30 protein-coding genes are annotated in these 26,274 nt (G+C 72.1%); 11 read left to right on the top strand and 19 right to left on the bottom strand.

Features of this window, described 5'->3' with window-relative positions:
• Window positions 1–5 precede the first annotated feature (5 nt).
• The 6 genes from sufC to ACQP00_RS09455 form a co-directional block, all read right to left on the bottom strand.
• A complete protein-coding gene (gene sufC / locus ACQP00_RS09480; RefSeq protein WP_433217339.1) occupies window positions 6–779 on the bottom strand; it encodes a Fe-S cluster assembly ATPase SufC in 774 nt (257 codons plus the stop codon).
• The gene (locus tag ACQP00_RS09475) at window positions 776–1,102 is read right to left on the bottom strand and encodes a non-heme iron oxygenase ferredoxin subunit (RefSeq protein ID WP_433217336.1); all 327 of its coding nucleotides are present in this window, start codon (window positions 1,100–1,102) and stop codon (window positions 776–778) included. The genes sufC and ACQP00_RS09475 overlap by 4 nt, the downstream gene beginning before the upstream one ends.
• A gap of 85 nt (window positions 1,103–1,187) precedes the next feature.
• Window positions 1,188–2,327 (bottom strand): Fe-S cluster assembly protein SufD, encoded by a 1,140-nt coding sequence (gene sufD, locus ACQP00_RS09470; RefSeq protein ID WP_433217333.1) that lies wholly within the window; start codon window positions 2,325–2,327, stop codon window positions 1,188–1,190.
• Window positions 2,324–3,730 carry a Fe-S cluster assembly protein SufB gene (gene sufB / locus ACQP00_RS09465; protein ID WP_433217330.1) on the bottom strand — a complete coding sequence of 469 codons (1,407 nt, stop codon included), beginning with the start codon at window positions 3,728–3,730 and terminating at the stop codon, window positions 2,324–2,326. The genes sufD and sufB overlap by 4 nt, the downstream gene beginning before the upstream one ends.
• Complete coding sequence (locus ACQP00_RS09460) at window positions 3,727–4,440, bottom strand: helix-turn-helix transcriptional regulator (protein ID WP_433217327.1); 714 nt, start codon at window positions 4,438–4,440, stop codon at window positions 3,727–3,729. The genes sufB and ACQP00_RS09460 overlap by 4 nt, the downstream gene beginning before the upstream one ends.
• Window positions 4,441–4,530: 90 nt before the next feature.
• Window positions 4,531–4,797 (bottom strand): DUF6232 family protein, encoded by a 267-nt coding sequence (locus ACQP00_RS09455; protein ID WP_433217324.1) that lies wholly within the window; start codon window positions 4,795–4,797, stop codon window positions 4,531–4,533.
• Window positions 4,798–4,918: 121 nt separating this feature from the next.
• Between ACQP00_RS09455 and ACQP00_RS09450 the strand changes: the two genes are divergently transcribed.
• Window positions 4,919–5,851 carry a COX15/CtaA family protein gene (locus ACQP00_RS09450; RefSeq protein ID WP_433217321.1) on the top strand — a complete coding sequence of 311 codons (933 nt, stop codon included), beginning with the start codon at window positions 4,919–4,921 and terminating at the stop codon, window positions 5,849–5,851.
• Here the strand turns inward: ACQP00_RS09450 and ACQP00_RS09445 are convergent.
• The 3 genes from ACQP00_RS09445 to ACQP00_RS09435 form a co-directional block, all read right to left on the bottom strand.
• Entirely contained in the window at window positions 5,803–6,348 is a 546-nt protein-coding gene (locus ACQP00_RS09445) for a GNAT family N-acetyltransferase (protein ID WP_433217318.1), read from the bottom strand. The genes ACQP00_RS09450 and ACQP00_RS09445 overlap by 49 nt on opposite strands.
• Complete coding sequence (locus ACQP00_RS09440; protein ID WP_433217315.1) at window positions 6,302–7,033, bottom strand: DUF4184 family protein; 732 nt, start codon at window positions 7,031–7,033, stop codon at window positions 6,302–6,304. Before ACQP00_RS09440 ends, ACQP00_RS09445 begins: the two co-directional genes overlap by 47 nt.
• An 88-nt stretch (window positions 7,034–7,121) precedes the next feature.
• The gene (locus ACQP00_RS09435) at window positions 7,122–7,487 is read right to left on the bottom strand and encodes a VOC family protein (RefSeq protein WP_433217313.1); all 366 of its coding nucleotides are present in this window, start codon (window positions 7,485–7,487) and stop codon (window positions 7,122–7,124) included.
• A 105-nt stretch (window positions 7,488–7,592) separates the two neighbouring features.
• Here ACQP00_RS09435 and ACQP00_RS09430 point away from each other — a divergent pair, with 105 nt between their 5' ends.
• A complete protein-coding gene (locus ACQP00_RS09430; protein WP_433217310.1) occupies window positions 7,593–7,883 on the top strand; it encodes a hypothetical protein in 291 nt (96 codons plus the stop codon).
• A gap of 52 nt (window positions 7,884–7,935) precedes the next feature.
• Here ACQP00_RS09430 and ACQP00_RS09425 read toward each other — a convergent pair whose 3' ends face one another.
• Window positions 7,936–9,357, bottom strand: coding sequence for a benzaldehyde dehydrogenase (locus ACQP00_RS09425; protein ID WP_433217307.1), 1,422 nt, complete (start codon window positions 9,355–9,357; stop codon window positions 7,936–7,938).
• Window positions 9,358–9,505: 148 nt separating this feature from the next.
• Between ACQP00_RS09425 and pcaB the strand changes: the two genes are divergently transcribed.
• Genes pcaB through ACQP00_RS09410 form a run of 3 tightly spaced genes read left to right on the top strand, consistent with a single transcriptional unit; the run spans window position 9,506 to window position 11,786 of the window.
• A complete protein-coding gene (gene pcaB, locus ACQP00_RS09420) occupies window positions 9,506–10,654 on the top strand; it encodes a 3-carboxy-cis,cis-muconate cycloisomerase (RefSeq protein ID WP_433217304.1) in 1,149 nt (382 codons plus the stop codon).
• Complete coding sequence (locus ACQP00_RS09415; RefSeq protein ID WP_433217301.1) at window positions 10,651–11,013, top strand: carboxymuconolactone decarboxylase family protein; 363 nt, start codon at window positions 10,651–10,653, stop codon at window positions 11,011–11,013. Before pcaB ends, ACQP00_RS09415 begins: the two co-directional genes overlap by 4 nt.
• Window positions 11,010–11,786 (top strand): IclR family transcriptional regulator domain-containing protein, encoded by a 777-nt coding sequence (locus ACQP00_RS09410; protein WP_433217298.1) that lies wholly within the window; start codon window positions 11,010–11,012, stop codon window positions 11,784–11,786. Before ACQP00_RS09415 ends, ACQP00_RS09410 begins: the two co-directional genes overlap by 4 nt.
• Window positions 11,787–11,788: 2 nt before the next feature.
• On the opposite strand, the gene ACQP00_RS09405 is transcribed toward ACQP00_RS09410, so the two are convergent.
• From ACQP00_RS09405 to ACQP00_RS09370, 8 genes are all read right to left on the bottom strand, one after another.
• Window positions 11,789–12,550, bottom strand: coding sequence for an alpha/beta fold hydrolase (locus tag ACQP00_RS09405; protein WP_433217296.1), 762 nt, complete (start codon window positions 12,548–12,550; stop codon window positions 11,789–11,791).
• A gap of 2 nt (window positions 12,551–12,552) precedes the next feature.
• A complete protein-coding gene (locus tag ACQP00_RS09400; protein ID WP_433217293.1) occupies window positions 12,553–12,966 on the bottom strand; it encodes an SRPBCC family protein in 414 nt (137 codons plus the stop codon).
• Complete coding sequence (locus ACQP00_RS09395) at window positions 12,963–13,286, bottom strand: ArsR/SmtB family transcription factor (RefSeq protein WP_433217290.1); 324 nt, start codon at window positions 13,284–13,286, stop codon at window positions 12,963–12,965. The genes ACQP00_RS09400 and ACQP00_RS09395 overlap by 4 nt, the downstream gene beginning before the upstream one ends.
• Before the next feature lie 48 nt (window positions 13,287–13,334).
• On the bottom strand, window positions 13,335–14,057 hold the full coding sequence (locus tag ACQP00_RS09390) for a TIGR03089 family protein (protein ID WP_433217287.1): 723 nt from the start codon (window positions 14,055–14,057) through the stop codon (window positions 13,335–13,337).
• A 3-nt stretch (window positions 14,058–14,060) separates the two neighbouring features.
• Window positions 14,061–14,696, bottom strand: coding sequence for a hypothetical protein (locus tag ACQP00_RS09385; RefSeq protein WP_433217284.1), 636 nt, complete (start codon window positions 14,694–14,696; stop codon window positions 14,061–14,063).
• Window positions 14,697–14,722: 26 nt separating this feature from the next.
• Window positions 14,723–15,631: an ATP-grasp domain-containing protein gene (locus ACQP00_RS09380; protein WP_433217281.1), complete on the bottom strand. Its 909-nt coding sequence runs from the start codon at window positions 15,629–15,631 to the stop codon at window positions 14,723–14,725.
• A gap of 67 nt (window positions 15,632–15,698) precedes the next feature.
• Window positions 15,699–16,022, bottom strand: a complete 324-nt coding sequence (locus tag ACQP00_RS09375; protein ID WP_433057939.1) for a hypothetical protein — start codon at window positions 16,020–16,022, stop codon at window positions 15,699–15,701.
• A 281-nt stretch (window positions 16,023–16,303) separates the two neighbouring features.
• Entirely contained in the window at window positions 16,304–17,293 is a 990-nt protein-coding gene (locus ACQP00_RS09370; RefSeq protein WP_433217278.1) for a heme o synthase, read from the bottom strand.
• A gap of 459 nt (window positions 17,294–17,752) precedes the next feature.
• Here ACQP00_RS09370 and tkt point away from each other — a divergent pair, with 459 nt between their 5' ends.
• From tkt to pgl, 6 genes are all read left to right on the top strand, one after another.
• A complete protein-coding gene (gene tkt, locus ACQP00_RS09365) occupies window positions 17,753–19,810 on the top strand; it encodes a transketolase (RefSeq protein ID WP_433223788.1) in 2,058 nt (685 codons plus the stop codon).
• Window positions 19,811–19,827: 17 nt separating this feature from the next.
• Complete coding sequence (gene tal / locus ACQP00_RS09360; RefSeq protein WP_433217275.1) at window positions 19,828–20,937, top strand: transaldolase; 1,110 nt, start codon at window positions 19,828–19,830, stop codon at window positions 20,935–20,937.
• Between the two features lie 67 nt (window positions 20,938–21,004).
• Complete coding sequence (locus ACQP00_RS09355) at window positions 21,005–22,474, top strand: glucose-6-phosphate isomerase (RefSeq protein WP_433217272.1); 1,470 nt, start codon at window positions 21,005–21,007, stop codon at window positions 22,472–22,474.
• Window positions 22,475–22,480: 6 nt separating this feature from the next.
• Window positions 22,481–23,998, top strand: a complete 1,518-nt coding sequence (zwf, locus tag ACQP00_RS09350) for a glucose-6-phosphate dehydrogenase (protein WP_433217269.1) — start codon at window positions 22,481–22,483, stop codon at window positions 23,996–23,998.
• A gap of 25 nt (window positions 23,999–24,023) precedes the next feature.
• Window positions 24,024–25,043: a glucose-6-phosphate dehydrogenase assembly protein OpcA gene (locus ACQP00_RS09345; protein ID WP_433217266.1), complete on the top strand. Its 1,020-nt coding sequence runs from the start codon at window positions 24,024–24,026 to the stop codon at window positions 25,041–25,043.
• The gene (pgl, locus tag ACQP00_RS09340; RefSeq protein WP_433217263.1) at window positions 25,040–25,810 is read left to right on the top strand and encodes a 6-phosphogluconolactonase; all 771 of its coding nucleotides are present in this window, start codon (window positions 25,040–25,042) and stop codon (window positions 25,808–25,810) included. The genes ACQP00_RS09345 and pgl overlap by 4 nt, the downstream gene beginning before the upstream one ends.
• A 46-nt stretch (window positions 25,811–25,856) precedes the next feature.
• On the opposite strand, the gene ACQP00_RS09335 is transcribed toward pgl, so the two are convergent.
• Window positions 25,857–26,198 carry an RNA polymerase-binding protein RbpA gene (locus ACQP00_RS09335; protein WP_433217260.1) on the bottom strand — a complete coding sequence of 114 codons (342 nt, stop codon included), beginning with the start codon at window positions 26,196–26,198 and terminating at the stop codon, window positions 25,857–25,859.
• Window positions 26,199–26,274 lie beyond the last annotated feature (76 nt).

The following is a 26,274-nucleotide window of genomic DNA, read 5'->3' as shown; positions in this document are numbered from 1 at the left end:
ACCCCTTACAGAGAAGCCGGTCCGGCGCCGGCGAGGTAGCGCTCGTAGCCGCTGGACTCCAGCTGCTCGGCCAGCTCCGGGCCGCCCTCCTCGACGATCTTGCCGCCGACGAAGACGTGCACGTGGTCCGGCTTGATGTACCGGAGAATGCGGGTGTAGTGCGTGATGAGCAGCAGGCCGGTGTCGCCCTGCTCGCGAACCCGGTTCACGCCCTCGCTCACGATCCGCAGGGCGTCGATGTCCAGGCCGGAGTCCGTCTCGTCGAGCACCGCGATCTTCGGCTTGAGCAGCTCCAGCTGCATGATCTCGTGGCGCTTCTTCTCGCCGCCGGAGAAGCCCTCGTTGACGTTGCGCTGGGCGAACGCCGGGTCCATCTGCAGCTTCTCCATGGCCCCGCGCAGCTCGCCGGCCCAGGTGCGCAGCTTCGGCGCCTCGCCGTCGATGGCCGTCTTGGCCGTGCGCAGGAAGTTGGCCACGGACACGCCGGGGACCTCGACCGGGTACTGCATCGCCAGGAACAGCCCGGCCCGCGCCCGCTCGTCGACGGTCATGGCCAGCACGTCCTGCCCGTCGAGGGTCACCGAGCCGCCGGTGACCTCGTAGCGGGGGTGGCCGGCGATGGAGTACGCCAGGGTGGACTTGCCGGAGCCGTTCGGCCCCATGATGGCGTGGGTCTCCCCCGCCCGGACGGTCAGGTCGACGCCCGCGAGGATCGGCTTGAGCTCACCGTCGGGCAGCTTGACCGAGACCTGCAGGTTGCTGATCGAAAGCTCGCTCACTTCATGACTCCGTTGCTCGGGTTCAGATCGATGTAGACGTCGCCGTCGCGGACCTCGACCGGGTAGACCGGCACCGGCTCGGTGGCGGGCAGCCCGCTCGGGGCGCCGGTACGCAGGTCGAAGCGCGAGCCGTGCAGCCAGCACTCCAGGGTGCAGCCCTCGACCTCGCCCTCGCTGAGCGCGACCGCCGCGTGCGAGCACTCGTCGTAGGCGGCGTAGAAGTTGTCGTCGTCGGCGTGCACGAGCGCGATCTCGGTCCCCTCGACCGTGACCTGGACGACCTCGCCCTTGGCCACCTCGGCGGCCGAACAGACCTTGATCACGCTGCAGCCTCGCTTCGCTCGGAACCAGCGTGATCCGGATGCTGTGCTAGCTGGTGAGCGGCCTCTTCGCTCCGCTGCGAGCCGCTCACGTGCCGGCCTCTTCCAGCCGCCCGTCGATCGCGTCGCCGAGCCGGTCGCGCAGGTCCTCGACCGGGATCTTGGCCAGCAGCTCGTGGAAGAAGCCGCGCACGACCAGCTTGCGGGCCTGCTCGTCCGGGATGCCCCGGGACATCAGGTAGAACAGCTGCTCGTCGTCGAAGCGGCCGGTGGCGCTGGCGTGCCCGGCCCCCGCCACCTCGCCGGTCTCGATCTCCAGGTTCGGCACGGAGTCGGCCCGGGCGCCGTCGGTCAGCACGAGATTGCGATTGATCTCGTACGTGTCCGTGCCCGTCGCCTCCGCCCGGATCAGCACGTCGCCGACCCACACCGTGTGCGCGTCGGCGCCCTGCAGCGCGCCGCGGTAGGCGACGTAGCTGCGGCAGTCCGGCACCGAGTGGTCGACGAGGAGCCGGTGCTCGAGGTGCTGGCCGGCGTCGGCGAAGTACAGGCCGTACGCGTCGATCTCCCCGCCGCGGCCGGCGTAGTCGACGCTGGTGTACTGCCGGACCAGGTCGCCGCCGAGGGTGACCTGCACGTGCGTGACCTTGGCGTCGCGGCCGATCCGGAAGCGCACGTGCTGCGCCTGCACCGCGTCGGGCGCCCAGTCGGTGACGGTGACCAGCGTGAGCTTGGCCCCGTCGGCCACGAGCACCTCGACGTTGTCGGCCAGCGTGACCGAGCCGGTCTGCTCGAGCACCACGACGGCCTCGGCGAACCGGCCCACCTCGACCACGGTGTGCCCGAACGAGATATCCGTGTTCGAACCGACAAGCCGTACAACCGCGGCGTCTGACAGAACCGCATCGGGAGCCACCGCGATCAGCAGCGCGTCCGCGGCCGACCCGGCAGCGAGCGCGCTGATGCGATCGAACGGCGTCAGCGCAGAACCGACTCGCGGGTCGGTGCGGTCGATGGTGGCCACGGTGACGCCGTCCGGGAGATGACCCGGGTCGACCTTGGGAGCAGGAGCGCCCTCACCGAGGAAGGATTCAAGCCCACGAAGACGCTTGAGCGGGGTGAAGCGCCACTCCTCCTCCCGGCCGGTGAGGGCCGGGAAGTCGGCGACGTCGAAGGAGCGGACCTGCTGGGCGCGCGTCTTCGGGGGGACCAGGGAGGGAGCGCTCATCCGACCGCGCCCTCCATCTGCAGCTCGATGAGCCGGTTGAGCTCCAACGCGTACTCCATGGGCAGTTCCTTGGCGATCGGCTCGATGAAGCCGCGCACGATCATCGCCATGGCCTCGTCCTCGGTGAGGCCGCGCGACATGAGGTAGAAGAGCTGGTCGTCGCTGATCTTCGAGACGGTCGCCTCGTGCCCCATGGAGACGTCGTCCTCGCGGATGTCGACGTAGGGGTACGTGTCCGAGCGGGAGATCGTGTCGACGAGCAGGGCGTCGCACTTGACCGTGGACTTCGAGTGGTGCGAGCCCTCCAGCACCTGCACGAGGCCGCGGTACGAGGTGCGCCCGCCGGCCCGCGCGATCGACTTCGACACGATGGTCGAGGAGGTGTGCGGCGCGGCGTGCACCATCTTGGCGCCCGCGTCCTGGTGCTGGCCCTCGCCGGCCATGGCGACGCTGAGGACCTCGCCCTTGGCGTGCTCGCCGGTCATGTAGACGGCCGGGTACTTCATGGTGACCTTGGAGCCGAGGTTGCCGTCGATCCACTCCATGGTGGCGCCCTCGGAGCAGACCGCCCGCTTGGTGACCAGGTTGTAGACGTTGGTCGACCAGTTCTGGATGGTGGTGTACCGGCAGCGGGCGTTCTTCTTCACCACGATCTCGACGACCGCGGAGTGCAGCGAGTCCGACGAGTAGATCGGCGCGGTGCAGCCCTCGACGTAGTGCACGTAGGCGCCCTCGTCGACGATGATCAGGGTCCGCTCGAACTGGCCCATGTTCTCGGTGTTGATCCGGAAGTACGCCTGCAGCGGGATCTCCACGTGCACGCCCTTCGGCACGTAGATGAAGCTGCCGCCGGACCAGACCGAGGTGTTGAGCGCGGCGAACTTGTTGTCGCCGACCGGGATCACGGTGCCGAAGTACTCCTTGAAGAGCTCCTCGTGCTCCTTGAGCGCCGTGTCGGTGTCGAGGAAGACGACGCCCTGCTCCTCGAGGTCCTCGCGGATCTTGTGGTAGACGACCTCGGACTCGTACTGCGCGGCCACGCCCGCGATCAGCCGCTGCTTCTCGGCCTCGGGGATGCCCAGCTTGTCGTACGTGTTCTTGATGTCCTCGGGCAGCTCGTCCCAGCTGGCCGCCTGCTTCTCGGTGGAGCGGACGAAGTACTTGATGTTGTCGAAGTCGATGTGCGACAGGTCGGCGCCCCACGACGGCATCGGCTTGCGGTCGAACAGCCGCAGGCCCTTCAGCCGCAGGTCCAGCATCCACTGGGGCTCGGATTTCTTCGCCGAGATGTCGCGCACGACGTCCTCGTTGAGACCGCGGCGCGCCGAGGCACCCGCGGTGTCCGAGTCGGCCCAGCCGTACTCGTACCGGCCGAGACCGGCCAGCTGATCGGCAGTCGTCATCTCACGATCCTTTGCCTATCGGGACGGGCTCCGGGTTGGACCGGGGCCGGTATGTGGGTGGTGCAGACGCCATCGCCGTTGGCGATGGTGGCGAGCCGCTGGACGTGCGTGCCGACGAGCCGCGAGATCACCTGGGTCTCGGCCTCGCACAGCTGGGAGAATTCGGCGGCGACGTGGGCCACCGGGCAGTGGTGCTGACACAGCTGCCCGCCGGTGGCGATCGTCGTCGCGCCGGCAGCGTAACCCTCCGCGGTCAGGGCGCGGGCGAGGGCCTCGGCCCGGGCCAGCGGATCCTCGCCCGCCTCGGCCATCGCCGACTTGCAGCGCTCCTCGAGCCCCTCGACCTGGGCGGCGGCGAACGCGGCGACCTCGGCCGGGCCGCCGTGCTCGGCGATCCAGCGCAGCGCGGCGGAGGCGAGCCCGTCGTAGGTGTGCGGCAGCGTCTCGCGCGCCGCGGCGGTCAGCGTGAACACGCGCGCCGGACGGCCGCGCCCGCGGGGACCACGCTCCGTGCGCTCCCGGCCCTCGACGAGGCCCTCGGCCTGCATGGCGTCGAGGTGGCGGCGCACGCCGGCGGGGCTCAGCCCGAGGGCGAGCCCGAGTTCGGTCGCGGTGGCGGAACCCTCCTGCAGCAGCAGGTCAATGACGCGGTCACGGGTCCGCACGTCCAGCGCGGCGTCCACCCGCACTGGTGCTTCGCCGTTTTTCACAACACCAACGTTACGTAATTCACGGTGCGCGAGCAAACCACCGCCCGGGTGATCCACCGCACGGAAGGTAACCCTAACCAAACCAGGAATTCAGTACTTCACCTCGTCCCGGTGCGCCTCCAGCGCCCGCTGCAGGGCGCGGCACACCTGGCCGAACTCCGTCTCGTCGCGCGAGGCCCATAACGGCACGACCTCGCCGCGGTAGGTGCCCCAGAGCTCCCACGAGCCCGAGCGCCGCACGTCGGCCAGCTCCCGCAGGTCGTACTGCTCGCCGTGCACCGACAGATAGTCCGAGGTCACGGCCACGCCGCGGCGCATCGGATAGTAGGTCCTGCTCGAGCTACCCCTCGCGGTCATGCCGCCTCCTGCGCGCTGGACACCTCGACCTCCAGCGTCGATGGGTGCCCGCACCGTGTCAACGCGTATTGCCGCAACGCCGCGTGCGGTCCGATATGTAGCCTGGCGTAGTATCGCCCGCGTGAGCTGGGTTTTGGAGTGGCTGGACCGGCCGGCGACGCTGCGCAGGGCGGCCCTCGCGTCGCTCGTGGCCAACATCGTCATCGTGGGCACGGGCGGCCTCGTGCGCCTGACCGGCTCCGGGCTCGGCTGCCCGACCTGGCCGCGGTGCACCGACGACTCCTACGTGACCACGGCCGAGATGGGCCACCACGGGCTCATCGAGTTCGGCAACCGCACGCTGACCAGCGTGGTCAGCATCTGCGCGATCCTGGCCCTGGTGGCCGCCTGGCGGCAGCGGCGCCGGCTGCCGCGGGCGCTGCCGGCGGGGATCGGGGTGCTCCTGGGCGTGGCCGCGCAGGCCGTGCTCGGCGGCATCACGGTGCGCATGGCGCTCAACCCGTGGACGGTCATGGCGCACTTCCTGCTTTCGATGGTGCTCATCGCGCTGGCGTTCGTGCTGTACGACCGCACCCGCGAGGAGCCACCGCGCTGGACGGCGCCGCGGGCCATGCGCGCCGCCGGCGTCCTGACCACCGTGATCTCGGCGATCGTCCTGGTCCTGGGCACGATCGTCACCGGCAGCGGCCCGCACTCGGGCGACACCAAGGCCGCCCGCACCGGCTTCGACCCGGAGTCCGTGTCACAGCTGCACACCGACGCCGTCATGGTGCTCGTCGGGCTGTCCGTGGCCATGTGGTTCGGCCTGCGCGCGCTCGGGGCGCCGCTGCGGGTCACCCGGGCCGCGGCGATCCTGGTCGGCGCCGAGCTGGCGCAGGGTGCGATCGGGTTCGTGCAGTACTTCACCGGCCTGCCCTGGTACGTCGTCATCCTGCACATGCTCGGCGCCTGCCTGGTCTGGACGGCGACGCTGAACCTGCTGGCCCGGGTGACGACCCGGTCCGATCAGTCGGTGGCGAAGGCCGAGGACCACTCGCTGGCCAGCACCGCGTAGCGCAGGTCGTCGGTCCACTCGCCCTTCCACCATTGGCTCTGCAGCTCCAGGCCCTCGCGCCGGAAGCCCAGCCGCTCCAGCAGCCGGGCCGAGCGCCCGTTGCGCGCGTCGACCGAGGCGTGCACCCGGTGCAGGCCCTCCTCGGCGAGCAGGTGGTGCACCATCCGCCCGACGGCCTCGGCGGCGTACCCGCGCCCCTGGTGGGCCCGGTCGAGCGTGAAGCCGATCTCGGCCTGGCGCCCCTCGTCGTGCCGGTTCACGCCCACGTCGCCGATCATCGTGCCGGCGTCGCGCAGTTCGACGGCCCACTGGAACCAGCCCTCCGCCCGCGGATCGCGCCCGTCCAGCCCGGCCACGAACCCGAGCGCGGACGCGAGCGGATAGGGCGCGTCCCAGCCCTGGTAGCGGGCCACCTCGGGATCGGATCGATAGGCCGACAGCACGGGGGCGTCAGCGGCGCGGAACGGCCGCAGCAAGAGGCGCTCGGTCTGCAACACGCTGCGACTGTACGGCCAATGCCCCCGCCAGCAGCGCCAGCGACCCGGCGACCATGAGCCGGACGAAGAACACGTGCAGGTGCCCGACGTAGTACTGCCGGTCGTCGAGCACCCAGGTGAGCAGGAGACCGGCGGCCAGCGCGGCGGCCGTCACGCTCCAGAACCGGGCCGGGCGCACCGGCACCTCCGGCGGCGGACCGTGCCACTGGCGGAGCTTGCGGCGCTGCCCGACGTACACGATGAAAACCGGCAGCAGGAAGACGGCCGCGGTGTCGCTGGCCTCCCGGATCGGCCACCAGGCGGCGACCGGGCCGGGATGGGTGACCAGGTCCCACAGCAGATGGCTGACCGCGCCCAGCAGGGCCGAGGACGCGGTGATCCACCACCGGTGCCGGGCCGGCCCGAGCACGCCGAAGTCGCGCAGGGCGAACCACGGTGGCAGGTGCGCGGCCACCGCCGGGGCGCCCCAGCGGCACAGCTGGGCCACCACGAGCGCGGTCGGCAGGCTCCACCACAGCAGGGCCGGGATGGTGTGGCTGGGGATGCGGATGCCGGGGCCGTCCAGGGCGTACGCGAAGTCGGGTGCGCACGCCCCGGTGGCCAGGGCGACCCCGTCGAACCAGCGGGGGCGCCACAGCTTCAGCGGCAGGACGGCGAGCGGGTGCGTCGGCAAGGTCGAGGGCACGGGCCGATGCTGCCCCGCGAAGGCGGCTCCAGCGGCCGTCTCCACCGGATCATCACGAAGCCCTCACCCATCGCCACGGGTCACGCCTTCACGCGGAGCCACGGGTTACGCAGAACTCGTTTCCCTCCGGGTCGCCCAGCACCGCCCAGCCGGCGTCGGGGCCGGCGCGGTGGTCGGCGACCATGGTCGCGCCCAGCCCGAGCAGGCGCGCGACCTCCTCGTCGCGGGTGCGGTCGCCGGGCGCCAGGCAGACGTGCACCCGGTTCTTCACCGTCTTGGCCTCGGGCACGGTCTGGAAGAACAGCCGCGGCCCGCCCGGCTGTTCGATGACGACCTCCTCGTCGCCGGGCGCGCACTCCGGGTGCACCGGATGCCCGACGACGCCGCTCCAGAACTGCGCAAGTGCATATGCATCTGCGGCATCGAACGACACGTTACGGATGAACGCGACCATCAGCCCCACCCATCATTGCCAAGTTGTAAATTCATCTGCACTTTCTATGGTGCCGCTTGCCCCGTGTGCAACTCTTCTGCAATGGGGCACACGGAACCGCTCATCATGCAGATCTACTGCCGCCTGGAGGTTGCGGTCACCGATCCGGAGACCGTCGCGAAGCTGGCCGGTCAGCAACTGCGCGAGGCAGACATCGACTGGTCAAGGCGGGAGGAGGACCTCGAAGAGGCGGTCCACCAGCTTGAGTCAGACCTGAGCCAAGCATTGGCGTGTGTGATTGAACACGATCGCATGATCGAACACCTGCCGGGTGTGGAGCCGCGCGGCGGTCTCGCGTTCACGGCATTCGGCAAGCCCGATGACCGTTTCCGACCGGGATTCACCGACTTCCTCTAGCCGCACTTCCCCGGGCGCCGGCCCCACCGTCGGGGCCGGCGCCGGGGTCGTTTCAGAACGGGTACTCCGGAATCGACCCGCGCATGGTGATCCAGCGCAGATCCGTGAATGCGTCCACATTGCCCGAACCGCCGGCGCGCGCCCCCGTGCCGGAGTCGCGGACCCCGCCGAACGGGGCCACCGCCTCGTCGTTGACCGTCTGGTCGTTGATGTGCACGATCCCGGTCGGGATCCGCTCGGCCAGCGCCAGCCCGCGCATCGCGTCGCCGGTGAGGATGCCCAGCGACAGCCCCAGCTCGGAGTCGGCGGCCAGGGCGACCGCCTCGTCCTCGGTCGCGAAGCGGACCACCGGCGCCACCGGGCCGAAGATCTCGTTCGCGTACGCCGGCGCGCCCGTCGCCACGCCGTCGAGCACGGTGGGGCGGTAGAACAGCCGGTCGTACCGCCCGCCCGCGGCCAGTCGCGCCCCGCCGTCGACGGTCGCGGTGACCAGCGCGTGCACCTTGTCCCGCTGCCCCTCGTCGATCAGCGGCCCGAGCGCGACCGGTTCGGTGTGCGGGTCGCCGACGGGCAGGGCCTCGGCGTGGGCGGCGAGGCGCTCGACGTAGTCGTCCGCGATCGACTCGTGCACCAGGTGCCGCCCGGTCGTCATGCAGATCTGCCCGGCGTGCAGGTACGCGCCCCACGCCCCGGCCGAGACCGCGCGGTCCAGGTCGGCGTCGGGCAGCACGATGAGCGCCGAGTTGCCGCCCAGCTCCAGGTGCACCCGCTTGAGGTGGCGCCCGGCGAGCTCGGCGACCTTGCGCCCGGCCGCGGTCGAGCCGGTGAACGCGATCACCCGCACGAGCGGCTCCTCGACCAGGGCGGTACCGACGTCGGCGAAGCCCGGCAGCACGTGCAGCAGGCCGTCGGGCAGCCCGGCCTCCCGCAGCAGGGCCGCGATCGCGAAGCCGCCACCGACGGCGGTGCGCGGGTCCGGCTTGAGCACCACCGCGTTGCCGACCGCCAGCGCCGGCGCGACCGCGCGGATGGCGAGGATCAGCGGGAAGTTGAACGGCGCGATCACCCCGACCACCCCGACCGGCGAGCGGCGGGCCAGGCTCAGCCGCGGCAGCGCGCTGGGCAGGATGTCGCCGAGCGGCCGGGAGGCCAGGGCGGCCGCCTCGTAGCACTCCTGGGCGGCCACGTGGGTCTCGACGCCGGCCTTGGGCGGGATCGAGCCGGCCTCGCGGACCAGCCACTCCTGCACCTCCTCGGCCCGCGACTCGAACAGCGCCCCGGCCCGGCGCAGCACCCCGGCGCGCTCCTCGAACGGGGCGGCGGCCCAGGCCCGCTGCGCCTCGGCCGCCTGCCGGGCGGCCCGCGCCACGTCGCCGGGCGCGGCCAGCCCGACCGTCCCCAGCACGGCCCCGGTCGCCGGCTCGATCACGTCCCGCGTCCCGGCGCCGAGCGGCCGCTCTTCCAGCAAGCTCATCCGAACCTCCTTGTTCGTACCCCCGTGTTCGTATAGCGCACAATTGTTCGCAGACGTGGTCAGGGCCGCAAGGTTCGGCAAGGTGGCCGAGTGGGCAGTGGCGGGTCGATAGCATTACGTGCTGCACGTACAGACAGGCAGGGAGCGCATGGGACCCACTTCGAGCCTGTTCGGCGGGGTGCTGGCCCGCGGCGCCGTCGCCGCGGCGGTCGCCGACGACGCCTGGCTGACCGCGATGCTCCAGGTCGAGGCGGCGCTGGCCGAGGCTCAGGCGTTCACCGGCCTGCTGGACCAGGCCGCGGCCGACGCGATCGGGGCCGCCTGCGCCCGTCCCGAGTCCTTCGACGCCGCGGAGCTCGGCCGGGCCGCGGCGGAGAGCGGCAATCCGGTGGTACCCCTGGTGCAGGCCCTCCGCCGCGCCGTGCCCGACCACGCCGAGGCGGTCCATCGGGGCGCGACGAGCCAGGACATCCTCGACACGGCGGGCATGCTGGTCGCCGCCCGGGCGCTGCGCCCCCTGCTGGGCGATCTGCGGGCGTGCGCCGACCTCACCGCGCGCCTCGCCCGCGAGCACCGCGACACGGCCATGATCGGTCGTACCCTGCTGCAGCAGGCCGTCCCGACGACCTTCGGCCTCAAGGCGGCCGGCTGGCTGGGCGGCCTGGACGCGGCCCGGCGCCGCCTCGACCAGGTGCGGGCCGAGCGCCTGGCCGTGCAGTTCGGCGGCGCGGCGGGCACCCTGGCCCCGTTCGGCGACGCCGGCCCCGATCTCGTGGAAGGCCTGGCGACGGTACTGGGCCTGCGCGAACCGGCGCTGCCCTGGCACACCGAGCGCACCCGCATCGCCGACCTGGCGGGCGCCCTGGGCTCGGCCGCGGGCGCGGTGGCGAAGGTCGCCCGGGACCTGACCCTGCTGGCCCAGAACGAGGTCGACGAGGTCTCCGACTCCTCCCCCGGCGGCTCCTCGGCCATGCCGCACAAACGCAACCCGATCGCCGCGGTGTGCGCCCTGGGCTGCGCGGCCTCGGCGCCGGGCCTGGTCGCCAACCTGCTGGCCGCGATGGCCCACGAGCACGAGCGCGCGGCGGGCTCGTGGCACGCGGAGTGGCGCCCGCTGCGCGACCTGCTCGTCTCGACCGGCTCGGCGGCGGCGTGGCTGCGTTCGGCGCTGGAGCGGCTGGTGGTCCATCCTGACGTGATGCGTGCGAATCTCTCCCGGAGCGGCCTCACCGGCGACCTGACCGCGACGGGCCTGCTCGTGGACCGCGCCCTGCACGACTTCGGGACCAAGCGGTGACCGACTCGCTTGCCGACCGCGGGGCCGCGGTTCGCCGGGAGGTGCTGGGACCGCGGGCCGAGCAGCCGCCGACGCCGTTCGCGGAGCCGTTCCGGGAGTGGGTGCTGACCGCGGCCTGGGGCGCCGTCTGGGACCGCCCGGGCCTGGACCGGCGCACCCGCAGCTGCGTCACGCTGGCCGTGCTGGCCGCCCTGCGCTGCGAGGACGAGCTGGCCATGCACGTCGAGGCCGCGCTGCGCAACGGCGTGACCCGCGAGGAGATCGCCGAGGTCCTGCTGCACGCGTCGGTCTACGCGGGCGCCCCGGCCGGCAACGCCGCCTTCGCCGTCGCGAGCAGCGTGCTGGACCAGCTTCCGTGAGCGACCCGCGCGGTGCCGACTTCGTGCAGTCGCTGGAGCGCGGGCTGGCCGTCATCCGCGCGTTCGACGCCACCCGCCCGGAGCTGACGCTGAGCGAGGTGGCCACCCTCACCGACATGACCCGCGCGGCCGCGCGCCGGTTCCTGCTCACCCTGACCGAACTCGGCTACGTCCGCAGCGACGGCCGCCAGTTCTCCCTCACGCCGAGGGTGCTCGAGCTCGGCTACGCCTACCTGTCCGGCCTGTCCCTCCCGGCGATCGCCGAACCCCACCTGGAGGCCCTGGTCGCCGAGGTCAACGAGTCGTCCTCGGTCTCGGTCCTGGACGGCACCGACATCGTCTACGTGGCCCGGGTCCCGACCTCGCGCATCATGACCGTGATGATCTCGGTCGGCACCCGCTTCCCCGCGTACGCCACGTCGATGGGCCGCGTCCTGCTCGCCGGGCTGTCCCCGGCCGACCTCGACGCGTACCTGGCCGCGGTGAAGCCCGAGCCGCTCACCCCGCACACCGTGGCGACCCCGGCCGACCTGCGCACCGCGATCGAGCGGGCCCGGGATCAGGGCTGGGCCCTGGTCGACCAGGAGCTGGAGGAGGGCCTGCGCTCGGTCGCGGCCCCGATCCACGATCGCACGGGCCGGGTCGTCGCCGCCCTGAACCTCTCCACCGCCGCCAGCCGCCGCGACGCCGCCGCCGTCCGCCGCGATCTGGTCCCGCCCCTGCTGGCCGCGGCGGCGCGGATCGAGGCCGACCTGCCACCGGGCTCGCGCTGAGCTCAGCTCAGCAGCTTGACCAGCAACGGCGCCAGGACGGCCGGGTCCACGTCGTGGGTCTGGCCCTCCAGCACCTCGAAGCGCGCGACCGGGATCGCCCCGGCGGTGGAGCGGGCCGCGTCGACCAGGAACGCCGGGCTCGCGCCGCCGGCGATGATCGTGGTCGGCACTTCGATCGCGGCCGCCACCTCGGGCCGCACGTGGCCCGGCTGGAGCACCGCGTCGTCGTAGGCGAGCGTCGGCGCGATCCCTTCCAGCACCGCGAACCCCGGCGAGGCCCGGAACGCCGCGATCGCGCCCGGCGGCATCCCCACCTGCTTCTGGAACCGCGCCACCGCATCGCCGCGGCGGCCCTCGGCGAGCAGCTCGACCAGCTCCGCGCTGTAGCCGGGCGTGGGACCGACGAAGGGCGGCTCGTACACCGCCAGGGCCCGGACCGCGGCGGACGCGGCCGCCGCGGCGAGGCCGATCGCCCCGCCCGAGGACATCGTGTAGACGCTCGCCTCGCCGCCCGCGGCGCCGATCACCGCGAGCAGGTCCTCGACCTCGCGCGCCGGTGCGTAGGGCAGGGTGTCGGTGCTCTCGCCGCGGCCGCGGCGGTCGTAGCAGTACACCGTGAAATGGTCTTGCAGGACAGCGGCCAGCGGGCGCATCGGGCCACCGGCGCGGAAGCAGCAGGCGCCGTCCACGAGGACGACGGCGGGGCCCGAGCCGGTCGCCTCGTAGGCGATCGTCGTGCCGTCGGCGGAAGCAACAGTCGGCATGGTCACTCCAGGGTGGCGAGGTAGGTGTCGAAGCGGTCGAGGCTCGTCGCGAAGCCCGCGCGGGCCTCGGCGGTGCGGTAGGCCTCGGGCACGTCCGTCTGGTGGGTGACGACCTCGGTCCGGCCGTCGCCGAGGTCCACGAACGTGACCTCGGTGCGCATCCGGCTCTCGGCCTCGATCCAGACCAGGCGGTGCGGGCGGTCGATCTCGGCGTAGACGGCGCGCATGGTGTAGGCCGAGCCGTCCGCGCCCACCATGGTCGTCTCGAAGCGGCCGCCTGGGCGGAGCTCGACCACGATGCCGTCCAGCGGGGTCGTGGTGCCGGTCAGGCCCCAGAAGTGGGTGAGGTGCGCGGGCGTGGTCATGCAGTCGAACAGCAGCTCCGGCGAGGCCCGGTGGACCCGCGTGAAGATCACAGCTCCTCCAGGTACGACGCGAGCCGGTCGTGGCGGTCCGCCCACAGGGCCCGGTTGCGCTCGATCCAGTCGACCGCCTCCGCCAGGCGCTCGCCCTCCAGGACGCACGGGCGCGCCTGGGCGGCGCGGGTGCGCGAGATGAGCCGCGCGTTCTCCAGCACCTTCAGATGCTTCGAGATCGCCTGCTGGGTCATCGCGAAGGGCTCGGCCAGCTGGTGGACCGTGGCCTCACCGGCCGTGAGCCGCTCCAGGATGGCCCGCCGCGTCGGGTCGGCCAGGGCCGCGAAGACGAGACTGAGCTCGTCGGTGACAACCGCCATGCCTGCGACGGTACCGACAACTCAGCGGTTTAACAACCAGAAGGTTGTCTAAGCCAGCCGGTGCGTGACCCCCTCGGCCCGCGCCAGGGCCTCGAACCGCTCCGGGTCCGTGTTGGCCGCGAGCACCACCGACGCGCCCACCGACAGCGGCGCGAGCAGCCACTTCAGCGGCTGCTCCTCCGTCGCGGCGTCGACCAGCAGCCGGTCGCCGGCCCGCAGCCCGATCCGGTCGGCCAGTTCGGCGGCGATCGCCCCGAAGGCGCCGAAGCTGGTGCCGTCCGGCGTGACCGCGTCGCTGGCCCGCGTGCGCGCCGGCGAGGGCACGTGCGGCGAGTACTCGTCGAGGGCCGATTCCAGGTCGCGGTACCCCGGCGGCGGCTCCTCGGTGAACAGCGAGAACCGGTGCTTGGCGTCGGGGATGTTCTCCAGCCACGAATCGATCCGCTCCGCGGCGACGAACAGCACGTCGTAGGGCGTGTCCGCGCCCGGCTCACGCACCTCGAGCCCCGCCGTCGCCCAGCCCTGCAACGACAGCTGCAGGCCGGCCGACCAGGCACCCAGGAGCACCGCGGCGGTGATCCAGTGCGGCGGCAGCAGGACCGCGGCCCGGCCGCCCTCGGCGATCCCGCACCCCTCACGCAGCAGCCCGGCGACCTGAGCCGCGCAGCCGCCGAGTTCGGTCGCGGTCAGCGTGACGTGCTCACCGGTGGCGCCGTCGTGGAAGGTGATCAAGGACGGCTCGGCGAGCTCCGGTGCGCGGTGGGTACCCATGCCCTAGAGCATGACGGTCGCGTCGCTGCGCGCCACCTCCGGGGCGATCGGTGGCAGCGACTCGTACTTGCGCAGCCGCGCGTGCACGACGAAGACGTACGGGACGCCCGAGGTCAGGCCGGTGACGGTGGTGCTGACCCGGGTGCAGCCGGTGCCCTTGGCGACCGTCTGCCAGGTCCAGGCGGGCGGCACGCCCTGGTACAGCTCCTGCGACACGGCCGTGATCTGGTACTCGACCAGCGTCGGGTCGCCGATGTTCCACCAGCTGACCTCGGCCGAGGTGGTGCCCGGGACGACGTCGGCGCCGTTGATCACGCCCTGGCGGTAGACGCCGGTGCACTCGGTCGGGCTGTAGCTCGGGGTGGCGGTGGCGGCCGTGCGGGACGCGAACGGCGACAGCGACGCGATCGGGCCGCGCACCGGGGCGCCCGTGGTGTCCCCGGCCGAGGGGTTCACGGCGTCGCCGCGGGAGTAGACGGTGTTCTCGGGCAGCTGGACGACCTTGCCGGAGCCCTTGTCCGTGCCGCCGGTGCCGTCGTCGGTGCCGGAGCCGTCGAGCCCGGGCAGCATGCCGCATCCGGCCACCCCGGTCGTCAGGGCGGCGAACAGGGCCAGGCCCGCGCCGATGCGCCGCTTCACACCCGGAACATCGGCACGGGGAGCGGCTATGTGAGCCGGCGCGCCACGGCCGCGGCGAAGCGGTCCGCCGAGCCGTCCGCGAAGCCGAAGAACAGCGACGGCTCGGTCAGCTCGACCTCGATCACCACCGGCCCGTCCGGCGAGGGCAGCAGATCCACGCGGGTGTACAGCAACGTGCCCGCACCTCCCGGAAGCGCCGCCAGCACCCGCGCGGCGAGCGCGTGCTCCTGCGCCGACGGCTCGCGCGCCGAGATGTTCTCGTTCTGGTACAGCAACCCGCCCTCCTCGTACGGCCCGGTGAGGATGGCGCCCTTGCGGATCGCGTGGCTGAAGGCGCCGTCGATGAACAGCAGCGCCGTCTCCCCGGCCGTGTCCACCGCGTCGAGGTACGGCTGGATCATCACCACCCGCCCGTCCTCCTGCAGCCGCCGCACGTGCGCCGCGGCCGCCGGGGCCTGGGTCATGAGGTCGTACCGCCCGGTGTCGATGCTGCCGGCGCTCACCGCGGGCTTGACCACGATCTCGCCGCGGCCCTCGGGCACGAACGCGTCGCCCGGCTCGACCCACGTCGTCGGCACGACGGGGATGCCGGCCGCGGCCAGCTCGCGCAGGTACCGCTTGTCGGTGTTCCACTCGATGACCGCCGCCGGGTTGGCCAGCCGCGGCACCGAGCGGGCCCACCGCAGGAACTGCTCGCGCCGCTTGGCGTAGTCCCACGTGTCGCGCACCACGACCAGGTCGTAGCCGGCCCAGTCGACGTCGCCGGCGTCCCAGATCGCGGGCTCGGCGGCGATGCCCAGCGCGGCCAGGGCCGGCAGCAGCGCGCGGTCGTCCGGGTCCAGCTCCGGCAGGTCGGCACAGGTAACGAGAGCGACCCGGGCGGCGGCCCGGGTCGCATGGGAATGGGATGTGTCGGTCTGTGGATCTTGGCTCACGCGGCGACGATACCTGTGTGCGGGACAGGGACGCCGCTACCGCGCGTCGGCCGTAATCCGGGGCACGCTAGCGGGAGAGCGTGCGGCGCCCCATGGAGCGCCAGAGGTCGTTGCTCGGGCGCATGTGCTCGAGGAGCTCGCGCTCCCAGGCGTTCTCGATCGTGACCCCGGCCTGGGCGCAGGCGGACCGTGCGATGTCCGTGCCCTCGGCGAACTGGTCGCCCCAGACGCCGTCCTCTCCGACGAGCACGATGCGGGCACCGCGCCGGCCGACGTACTCGATGACCGCCTTCGCGCCGCCGTGGTCGTCCGCGAAGGACTTCAGGCCGGCGATCAGACCACCCGGGACCGGGCGGTTGAGGGTCATCGTCGTATCGGAACCATCTGCCATGACGGCCACACTAGAGGGACCAAAAGCCACCTGCGGGTGAACTCGGCCCCTCTTGTGATCGTTCTTACCAACGGGTTTAGCGTTGACGGCTACCGATTTGCCCGGCCGTGTCGGTAAATATCCGGATTTTCTTCGGGATTGACATCCGCCGGAAAGCGAGACTCTTGTCACGTCGGGTGAACCCTGAAGGGTGTGCCAAGAAATTCGGGCGTTTCTGGCTTAAGTTTCGCTTAGACCCCCATATCACCGGGGGTTCCGGCCCCCGGTGACGGCCGCGAAACTTACTGGATGAGCGCGTCCACCGCGACGGCGACGAACAGCAGCGTCAGGTACGTGACCGACCAGTGGAACAGCCGCATCGGCTTGAGCGGCTCCTCGCGGCGGGCCCGGCCGTGGAGGCGGTGCGCCTCGACGAGCAGCAGCGCGCCGGTGACGACGGCGACGACGCCGTAGAGCGGGGTCATGCCCATCGGCCAGAGCGCGACCGAGGCGCCGACTGTGAGCCAGCTGTAGATCACCGTCTCCAGCCCGACCCGGCGCAGGCTGCGCACCACGGGCAGCATCGGGATGCCGGCCCGGGCGTAGTCGTCCTTGAACTTGATGGCGAGCGCGTAGAAGTGCGGCGGCTGCCACAGGAAGACCACGGCGAAGAGCACCCACGCGGTCCACGAGAGCCCGCCGGTGACCGCGGCCCAGCCGATCAGCACCGGGGCCGCCCCGCACGCGCCGCCCCAGACCGTGTTCTGCGGCGTGGTTCGCTTGAGCCACATCGTGTACACGAGGTCGTAGTAGGCGATCGCGCCGACGGTCAGCAGCGTGGCCAGCAGGTTGGTGAACGTGGCCATGAGCACCGTCGACACCGCGGCCAGCGTCAGCCCGAAGATGAGCGCGCTGCGCGGCGACACGGTGTGGGTGGCCAGCGGGCGCCGCGACGTGCGCTTCATCAGCTGGTCGATGTCGCGGTCGATGTAGCAGTTCAGCGCGTTGGCCGCGCCGGCCGCGAGCGAGCCGCCCACGAGCACGACGAGCACCAGCCACAGCGACGGCAGGCCCTTGTCGGCCAGGAACATCACCGGGACGGTGGTGACCAGCAGGAGCTCGACGATGCGCGGCTTGGTCAGCGAGACGTAGGCCTTGACCACCGCGCCGAGACCGGCCCGGCGCGCGGCGTCCTCGCGCTGCTGCAACCGGGCGAGGGCAGCCGCCGTGGTCGGGCGCACCGGGGCGGACGTGAGCTGGTCAGCGACACCGGGGTCGACGAGTTGCGTCACGTCTGGTTTGCCACCTTCCCGGGGCGAGGCCATGCGGCGGAGCGGGGATCCCGCCGAGATCAGCGGGCTCCCGCATCGTAGAACAGGATCAGAGCAGGTCGGACGGCGACCCCGGGGACCCGATCGAGAGGACCGTCCCGCGATGAGAAATTTCGCTCAGGGCTGAATCGATCCAGGGCGTGTCCGGCTCGCCGGCATTGCGGCTCATCCGGCCGGGAGGCCGGATGACGCCATCGACTACCGTTGCCGCGGCAGTGTCGCCGATGTCCGAAACATGGTCGACTGCGCGTGGCGCCACCCGATCGTGGGTAGGGTCGACTTGATAACCCTTTCGCGATTTTCACAAACTCGCCGTTCGACAGGAGCAGCACCGCCGTGAGCGATGAGAAGGTCAAGGGTCCCGAGCTTTCCTGGTCCGACGTCGACCGGCGCGCCGTCGACACGGTCCGGGTGCTCGCGATGGACGCCGTCGAGAAGGCCGGCAACGGCCACCCCGGCACCGCGATGAGCCTGGCACCGGCCGCCTACCTTCTGTTCCAGAAGGTCATGAAGCACGACCCCACCGACCCGAACTGGCTCGGCCGCGACCGGTTCGTGCTCTCCTGCGGGCATTCCAGCCTGACGCTGTACATCCAGCTGTACCTGGCCGGCTACGGCCTGAGCATCGACGACCTGAAGTCGCTGCGGCAGTGGGGCTCGCTGACCCCGGGCCACCCCGAGCACGGCCACACCGCCGGTGTCGAGACCACCACCGGCCCGCTCGGCCAGGGCATCGGCAACGCGGTCGGCTTCGCCATGGCGGCCCGCCGCGAGCGCGGCCTGTTCGACCCGGAGCCGGGCATCGGGCAGAGCCTCTTCGACCACGACGTCTACGTGCTGTGCTCCGACGGCGACATCGAGGAGGGCATCAGCCACGAGGTCAGCGCGCTCGCCGGACACCAGAAGCTGGGCAACCTGACCGTCATCTACGACGACAACGAGATCTCGATCGAGGACGACACCAAGGTCGCCAAGAGCGAGGACGTGGCCAAGCGCTACGAGGCCTACGGCTTCCACGTGCAGGTCGTCGACTGGCGCAAGGGCCACGACGCCGGCGACGGGGTCTACCAGGAGGACGTCCACGCGCTGTGGGACGCGATCCAGGCCGCCAAGGCGGTGACCGACAAGCCGTCGTTCATCGCGCTGCGCACCATCATCGGCTGGCCGGCCCCGAAGAAGCAGAACACCGGCAAGATCCACGGCTCCGCCCTCGGCGCCGACGAGGTCAAGGCGACCAAGGAGGTGCTCGGCTTCGACCCAGCGCTGACCTTCGAGGTGGCCGACGACGTGCTCGCGCACGTCCGCGGCGCCATCGAGCGCGGCAAGGCCCAGCACGCCGAGTGGGACAAGGGCTTCGCGCAGTGGCGCGAGGGCGCGGGCGAGCGGGCCACGCTGCTCGACCGCCTGCTCGCCGGCGCGCTGCCGGACGGCTGGGAGAAGGCGCTGCCGGAGTTCCCGGCCAGCGAGAAGGGCGTGGCCACCCGCAAGGCGTCCGGCGACACGCTCGGCGCCCTGGCCGGGGTGCTGCCGGAGCTGTGGGGCGGCTCGGCCGACCTGGCCGAGAGCAACAACACGACGATGGAGGGCGAGCCCTCGTTCCTGCCGTCGGAATACGCGACCAAGGCGTTCCCCGGCAACGAGTACGGCCGCACCCTGCACTTCGGCATCCGCGAGCACGGCATGGGCTCGATCCTCAACGGCATCAAGCTGCACGGGCCGACCCGCCCCTACGGCGGAACGTTCCTCGTCTTCTCCGACTACATGCGCCCGGCGGTCCGGCTCGCCTCGATCATGAAGCAGCCGGTCATCTACGTGTGGACGCACGACTCGATCGGCCTCGGCGAGGACGGCCCGACGCACCAGCCGATCGAGCACCTCTCGGCGCTGCGGGCGATTCCCGGCCTCGCCGTGGTCCGCCCGGGCGACGCCAACGAGACCGCGCAGGCCTGGAAGGCGGCCCTGGAGCGCAAGGACCAGCCGGTGGCGCTCGCGCTCACCCGGCAGAACCTGCCGACCCTGGACCGCACCGTCTACGCCCCGGCCGAGAACGTGGCCAAGGGCGGCTACATCCTCAAGGACGCCGCCGACGGCCAGCCCCAGGTGATCCTCATCGCCACCGGCTCCGAGCTGCAGCTCGCGGTCGAGGCGCAGAAGCGCCTGGAGGCCGACGGCACCCCGACCCGGGTCGTGTCGATGCCGTGCCAGGAGTGGTTCGACGAGCAGGACGCGGCGTACCGCCAGCAGGTCATCCCGACCGGCGTGAAGGCCCGCGTCACCGTCGAGGCCGGCATCGCGATGTCCTGGCAGAAGTACCTCGGCGACAGCGGCGAGGCCGTGAGCATCGAGCACTACGGCGCGAGCGCCCCCTACACGGTGCTGTTCGAGCAGTTCGGCTTCACCGTGGACGCTGTCGTCGCGGCCGCGCACGCCTCCCTCGCCAAGGTCGGCGAGATCACCGGCAGCACCACCGGCAACTGAGTAAAAGGAGAACCGCGATGAGTTCCGATCGGCTGGCCGAGCTCGCCGCCGCTGGTGTGGCGATCTGGCTCGACGACCTCTCCCGGCAGCGGCTGAGCAGCGGCGGGCTGGACAAGCTCCGCCGCGAACAGCACCTCGTCGGCGTGACCAGCAATCCGACCATCTTCGCCAAGGCCCTCAGCGCCGCCGAGGACTACGCCGACCAGGTCAAGGACCTCGCCCTGCGCGACGCGCAGGTCAACGAGGCGATGCGCGCCATGATGACCTACGACGTGCGCTGGGCCTGCGACGTGATGAAGCCCGCCGCCGACGCCAGCAAGGGCGTCGACGGCCGCGTCTCGATCGAGGTGGACCCGGGCCTGGCCGCGGACACCGCCCGCACCATCGCCGAGGCCAAGGCGCTGTGGTGGCTGGTCGACCGCGACAACCTGTTCATCAAGATCCCGGCGACCAAGGAGGGCCTGCCGGCGATCACGGCGACCCTCGCCGAGGGCATCAGCGTCAACGTCACGCTGATCTTCTCGCTGGAGCGCTACGAGGCCGTGATGAACGCCTTCTTCGAGGGGCTCGAGCAGGCCAAGGCGAACGGCCACGACCTGTCCAAGATCGGCTCGGTGGCGTCGTTCTTCGTGTCCCGCGTGGACACCGAGTACGACAAGCGCCTCGACAAGATCGGCACCGACGAGGCCAAGGCGCTCAAGGGCAAGGCGGCCATCGCCAACGCGAAGCTCGCGTACAAGCTCTACGAGCAGCTGTTCTCCTCGGAGCGCTGGCAGGCGCTGGCCGACGCGGGCGCCCAGCCGCAGCGGCCGCTGTGGGCGTCGACCTCGACCAAGAACCCGGAGTACCGCGACGTCATCTACGTCGAGGAGCTCGTCGCCCCGGGCACGGTCAACACCATGCCGGAGCCGGTGATCCACGCCTTCGCCGACCACGGCGAGGTGCGCCTGGACGCCATCACGGGCAGCTACGACGAGGCCCAGCAGGTCATGGACCGGCTGGCCGCGCTGGGCATCGACTACAACGACGTGGTCGAGGTGCTCGAGCGCGAGGGCGTCGAGAAGTTCAACGTGAGCGGCAAGGAAATGATCGAGACCGTCCAGAAGGCGTTGGACTCCGCGTCCTGACGTTCACGCGTTCTTGCCGCGCCCGTCCCGTACGGGCGCCAAGATGAGGGCATGCAGGGGGTGGCGGGTGTCTGATCTGCTCGACGACGTCGTGGCGGCGGCCGGACTCACGGTGTTCGGGGTCACCGCGACCGCGCGTCCGGCGGACGCACCCGCCCCCTTTCCGTTGCTCCCCGGCCCCGAGCTGACCGACCAGATCGCCGCGGTCCGCGCGCGCGGCCTGGACCGGGTCGTGCTCTGCGGGCCGGGCACCGGGGCCGCGGCGATCGCCGCCACCCTGGGCCTCGACCTCACCGTGCTCGACACGGCCGATCCGCACCAGGTGCGCGCGGCGCTGTCCGATCGGCTGGAGCGGACGGTGGTCGTGCTGGCCGCGCCGGCACCGACGGCCGTGGTGGACGCCCATCGACGGGCGTTCCTGCAAGCGTTCGAGGACGCCGGCCTGCACGATGCGGGCCGGCGTTTCGTCGTCGTGACGGCGCCCGACTCCCCGCTCGCGACGTTCGCGCGGGAACTGGGTGCGCCGCTGTTCCTCGCCCCGCCCACCACTTCCGCGCTCAGCGCGTATTCGCTCGTCCCGGCCGGGCTGGCCGGCGCCTCCCCCGCCGCGCTCCTCGCGGAGGCCCGCGCGTTCATCGCGCCGGCACCGGCGCAGCGCAGGCCGGCGGGCTTCGGGGCGGTGGCCGAATCGGCCGACGTCTCCGACGTGCCCGTGCTGCCCGGCGTCGCGCTGGGCGAGGCCATCGCCAAGGCCGTCGGAGCGGGCCGCGACAAGCTCGCCGTGGCCCCCGACGGGACCGGCATCGACGGCCTGGGACCGTGGATCGAGCAGCTGTTCGGCGACGCGCTCACCACCGTCGCCCTGGAGAACCCGTCGTCCTGGGGCCACGAGGGCCCCGACGTGCTCGGCGTGACCGTCGGCGGCGTCCTCGGCCGCGCGATCATGCCCGGCGGCGGCATCCGCCCCGACATCTCCGTCAACGGACCGCTCGGCGCGCAGCTGCTCGCCTGGGAGCAGGCCGCGACGGTCGCCGGGGCCCGGCCGCGACCGGCACCCGAGGCCGACGACCGCCTCCTGCGCGTGCTGGAGAGCGGCCGCCCCGAGCGCGCCCCGTCCCTGGTCGAGGGCAGCATCCAGGTGTACGGCCAGACGGGCGCCACCACCCTCATCGGCGCGATCGACGCGCTCGCCGGCGCCGTCCCGCCCGGCGGCCGGATCGCGATCGAGGCGCATCTCGACCCGCGCGGCGACGTCGCGGCGGCCGGGGTGCGCGACGCCCTCGGCGGCCGGGTCGCCCGGGCCGTCACCTTCGGCTGGGGACCGCGCTCGGCCCCCGGCTCGGGCGCCACGCTGCTGATCACCGGCGCGGTGACCGGCGACGTGCGGGTGCCCGGCCGGCCGTACACGTTCGGCGAGCTGCAGGCCGCCGGCGCCGCGGCTGCGGAAACCGCCCCGGGTGACGGGCCGTGGCTGCGTTTGCATCTGACCGACCGGGCAACCGGTATTGAGGAACTGTTGGCCGCCCTCGGAGGGTGAGAACTGATGACCAATCCGCTGCGGGACCCGCAGGACCGGCGACTGCCTCGGATTCCCGAGCCGTGCGCGCTGGTCATCTTCGGCGTCACGGGTGACCTGGCCCGCAAGAAGCTCATCCCGGCCGTCTACGACCTGGCCAATCGGGGTCTGCTGCCGCCGAGCTTCGCCGTGCTCGGCTTCGCCCGGCGCGACTGGGGCGACGGCGACTTCGAGGACCTGGCGCGCAAGGCGGCCCAGAACGGCGCCCGGACCACGTGGCGGGAGGAGGTGTGGTCGCGGCTGGCCGGCAACATCAAGTTCGTGCCCGGCTCGTTCGAGGACGACCAGGCCTTCGACCACCTCGCGCAGACGCTCGACGACCTCCACGAGGAGTCCGGCATCCCGGGCAACGCGGCGTTCTACCTGTCGATCCCGCCCTCGGCCTTCCCGGTCGTGCTCAAGCAGCTCGAGCGCACCGGCATGTCGGACAACGCGAAGTCCGGCGGCTGGCGGCGGGTCGTGGTGGAGAAGCCGTTCGGCTACGACCTGGGCTCGGCCAAGCAGCTCAACGACCTCGTCGACGACGCCTTCACCGCCCAGGACGTGTTCCGCATCGACCACTACCTGGGCAAGGAGACCGTCCAGAACATCATGGCGCTGCGGTTCGCCAACAACCTGTTCGAGCCGGTGTGGAACTCCAACTATGTCGACTCGGTGCAGATCACCATGGCCGAGGACGTCGGCATCGGCACCCGGGCCGGCTTCTACGACAAGGTCGGCACCGCCCGCGACGTGCTGCAGAACCACCTGCTGCAGCTGCTGGCCCTGGTCGCGATGGAGGAGCCGACGGCGTTCGACGCGGATGCCATCCGTACCGAGAAGCTCAAGGTCCTCAACGCCATCAAGGTGCCGACCGACGTGTTCACGAACACGGTCCGGGGGCAGTACCTGACGGGCTGGGTCGCCGGGGAGCGCGTCCCGGGGTACCTGGAGGAGAAGGACGTGCCGTCGGACTCCAAGACGGAGACCTACGTGGCGACCCGCCTGGGCATCCAGAACCGCCGCTGGGCCGGGGTGCCGTTCTACATCCGGGCCGGCAAGCGCCTCCCCCGGCGCGTCACCGAGCTCGCGGTGCTGTTCAAGAAGGCGCCGCACCTGCCGTTCCACGACGCCGACGTGGAGATGTTGGGCAACAACCAGCTCGTGATCCGGGTCCAGCCGGACGAGGGCGTGATGCTGAAGTTCGGCTCGAAGGTCCCGGGCACGACGATGGAGGTCCGCGACATCGCGATGGACTTCCAGTACGGCGAGGCGTTCACCGACGCCAGCCCCGAGGCCTACGAGCGGCTCATCCTCGACGTCCTGGTCGGCGACAAGACGCTGTTCCCCGACTCGGCCGAGGTCGAGGCGAGCTGGAACGTGGTCGACCCGCTGGAGGAGGCCTGGGCCGGCTCCACCCCCGAGCCGTACCGCGCGGGCGAGTGGGGACCGCGCGCCGCCGACGAGATGCTGGCCCGCGAGGGCCGCGCCTGGCGCCGGGCCTGACCGGGGCCGAAAGGGAGACATGGACATGATTGGTTTGTGGGACACCACCGGCATCGAGGTGGTCAAGGCCCTGGCCAACGAGCGGCGCAGCGCCGGCGGGCTGACCAGCGGCCTGGCGCTGACGCTGATCTCCGTGGTCGACGAGCGGCAGGTCCGCGAGGCCGAGGCGGCGGCCACCATCGCCGCCTCCGCGCACCCGTGCCGGCTGCTCATCATTGTGCGCGCCGACGTCACCCAGCAGCGGTCCCGGCTCGACGCCGAGATCGTGGTCGGCGGGCGGCTCGGGCCGTGCGAGGCCGTCGTGATGCGCATGCAGGGCCGGCTGGCGCTGCACGCCGAGTCGGTCGTCATGCCGCTGCTCGCCCCGGACGTGCCGGTGGTGACGTGGTGGCAGTGCGCGCCGCCGGAGCGGATCGCCTACGACCCGCTGGGTGTCGTGGCCGACCGCCGCATCACCGACAGCGCGCAGGCCGCGGACCCGGTGGCCGCGCTGCGGGTGCGCTCGGACGACTACGTCCCCGGCGACACCGACCTGGCCTGGTCGCGGATCACCCCGTGGCGCACCCTGCTGGCCGGCGCGTTCGACGCCAACCGGGTCGGCGTGCGCTCGGCGACGATCGTGGCGCCCGAGCACGACCCCACCGGGCTGCTGCTCGGCGGCTGGCTGGAGGCCCGCCTCGGCGTGCACCCGACCCGCCGCTCCGGCAGCGGCAAGATCATGGAGGCCGTCGAGATGGAGCTCGAGGACGGCAACTCCATGAACCTCATCCGCGACCTCAACGCGGGCGTGGCCACGCTGCAGCGCACCGGCCAGCCGGACCGCATCCTGCCGCTCAGCCGCCGCCCGCTCGGCGACGAGCTGGCCGAGGAGCTGCGCCGGCTCGACCCCGACCAGCCCTACGCGGCCGCCCTGGCCGCCGGCACCGGCAAGCGCCGGCTGGACGAGCGCGGGGCACCCCGCGTGCACATCTGGAAGGACCCCGCGCTGGCCGAAAAGCCGGAGGCGGCCGCGACGGCACCGCTGCAGGAGGCCGTGCCTTCATGACCCAGAGCAAGGTTGTCGTACACACCGAGCCCCGGCTGCTCGCGGAGGCGGCCGCCGCGCGGCTCATCGTGCGGCTCACCGACGCCCAGGCCGAGCGGGGCGAGGCCACGGTCGTGCTGACCGGCGGCCGGATCGCCGCCCAGATCTACCAGGCGATCCGCGAGAGCCCGGCCCGCGACGCGGTCGACTGGTCGCGGGTCAACTTCTGGTGGGGCGACGAGCGGTTCCTGCCGGCCGGCGATCCGGAGCGCAACGAGACGCAGGCCCGCGCGGCCCTGCTCGACGCGCTGAAGCTCGACCCGGCCCGGGTCCACCCGATGCCGGCCGCGGACGGTCCGGACGGGGACGACGCCGAGGCGGCCGCCGCACGGTACGCCCAGGAGCTCGCCGAGTCCGCCCGCCCCGGCCACGCCGAACTCCCGCACCTCGACGTGGTGCTGCTCGGCGTGGGCGAAGACGGCCACGTGGCCTCGGTGTTCCCGGAGCACCCGGTGACCCTCGAGGCGCGGCCGGTCTCGGCGGTGCGGGGCAGCCCCAAGCCGCCACCGGTGCGCACCACGCTGACCCTCCCGGCGATCAACACCGCCGACGAGGTGTGGCTGATCGCCTCCGGGGACGGCAAGGCGCAGGCGGTGGGCCTGGCCCTGGCGTCGGCCGGGCCGCGGCAGATCCCGGCGGCCGGGGTGCACGGGCGGGAACTGACCCTGTGGCTGCTCGACTCGGCCGCGGCCCACGAACTGCCGCAGAACTTCCGCAGCCTGGTCTGAGGACGACATGAAAAGGGGCGCCGGGTTTCCACCCGGCGCCCTTTCCTTATCGCCCTGTTCGTTGGCGGAGACGCGCGAGCGCCTCCTGGAGGATGGCCTCGCCATCGGCGTCGGTGCGCCGCTCCTTCACGTAGGCCAGGTGGGTTTTGTACGGCTCGGCCCGCGGGCGTTCCGGCGGGGCCTGCTCGTTCTGTCCGGCCGGAAGGCCGCACCGAGGGCAGTCCCACGTGTCCGGGGGCTCGATCTCGGCGGCGAACGCCGGCTGGGTCAGATGCCCGTTGGCGCACCAGTAGGCCACGCTGCGCCTGGGGGCCTGTTCACCACGCTCCGCCCAGCGCACCGGGCCGGAGCCGACTCGTGTTCCGCGGATGGCATTGCCAGTTGCCACGGCTGCTCGCTCCTGTTCGTCGGGGGGTACGACGTCTTACGGAGTGCAGGAGTGTGGGCGTAAACACCTGCGCGCG

The organism is Dactylosporangium sp. CS-047395, from assembly GCF_050942185.1.
GTDB lineage: Bacteria > Actinomycetota > Actinomycetes > Mycobacteriales > Micromonosporaceae > Dactylosporangium.
This window is presented reverse-complemented; position numbering and strand designations above follow the sequence as displayed.

What these genes read in the sequence shown, in the direction of transcription:
- sufD (WP_433217333.1), bottom strand. Translation starts at nt 2,327, where the DNA reads ATGAGCGCTCCCTCCCTGGTCCCCCCGAAGACGCGCGCCCAGCAGGTC.
- sufB (WP_433217330.1), bottom strand. Translation starts at nt 3,730, where the DNA reads ATGACGACTGCCGATCAGCTGGCCGGTCTCGGCCGGTACGAGTACGGC.
- ACQP00_RS09455 (WP_433217324.1), bottom strand. Translation starts at nt 4,797, where the DNA reads ATGACCGCGAGGGGTAGCTCGAGCAGGACCTACTATCCGATGCGCCGC.
- ACQP00_RS09435 (WP_433217313.1), bottom strand. Translation starts at nt 7,487, where the DNA reads ATGGTCGCGTTCATCCGTAACGTGTCGTTCGATGCCGCAGATGCATAT.
- ACQP00_RS09430 (WP_433217310.1), top strand. Translation starts at nt 7,593, where the DNA reads ATGCAGATCTACTGCCGCCTGGAGGTTGCGGTCACCGATCCGGAGACC.
- ACQP00_RS09425 (WP_433217307.1), bottom strand. Translation starts at nt 9,357, where the DNA reads ATGAGCTTGCTGGAAGAGCGGCCGCTCGGCGCCGGGACGCGGGACGTG.
- pcaB (WP_433217304.1), top strand. Translation starts at nt 9,506, where the DNA reads ATGGGACCCACTTCGAGCCTGTTCGGCGGGGTGCTGGCCCGCGGCGCC.
- ACQP00_RS09405 (WP_433217296.1), bottom strand. Translation starts at nt 12,550, where the DNA reads ATGCCGACTGTTGCTTCCGCCGACGGCACGACGATCGCCTACGAGGCG.
- ACQP00_RS09395 (WP_433217290.1), bottom strand. Translation starts at nt 13,286, where the DNA reads ATGGCGGTTGTCACCGACGAGCTCAGTCTCGTCTTCGCGGCCCTGGCC.
- ACQP00_RS09390 (WP_433217287.1), bottom strand. Translation starts at nt 14,057, where the DNA reads ATGGGTACCCACCGCGCACCGGAGCTCGCCGAGCCGTCCTTGATCACC.
- ACQP00_RS09375 (WP_433057939.1), bottom strand. Translation starts at nt 16,022, where the DNA reads ATGGCAGATGGTTCCGATACGACGATGACCCTCAACCGCCCGGTCCCG.
- tkt (WP_433223788.1), top strand. Translation starts at nt 17,753, where the DNA reads ATGGACGCCGTCGAGAAGGCCGGCAACGGCCACCCCGGCACCGCGATG.
- tal (WP_433217275.1), top strand. Translation starts at nt 19,828, where the DNA reads ATGAGTTCCGATCGGCTGGCCGAGCTCGCCGCCGCTGGTGTGGCGATC.
- zwf (WP_433217269.1), top strand. Translation starts at nt 22,481, where the DNA reads ATGACCAATCCGCTGCGGGACCCGCAGGACCGGCGACTGCCTCGGATT.
- ACQP00_RS09345 (WP_433217266.1), top strand. Translation starts at nt 24,024, where the DNA reads ATGATTGGTTTGTGGGACACCACCGGCATCGAGGTGGTCAAGGCCCTG.
- pgl (WP_433217263.1), top strand. Translation starts at nt 25,040, where the DNA reads ATGACCCAGAGCAAGGTTGTCGTACACACCGAGCCCCGGCTGCTCGCG.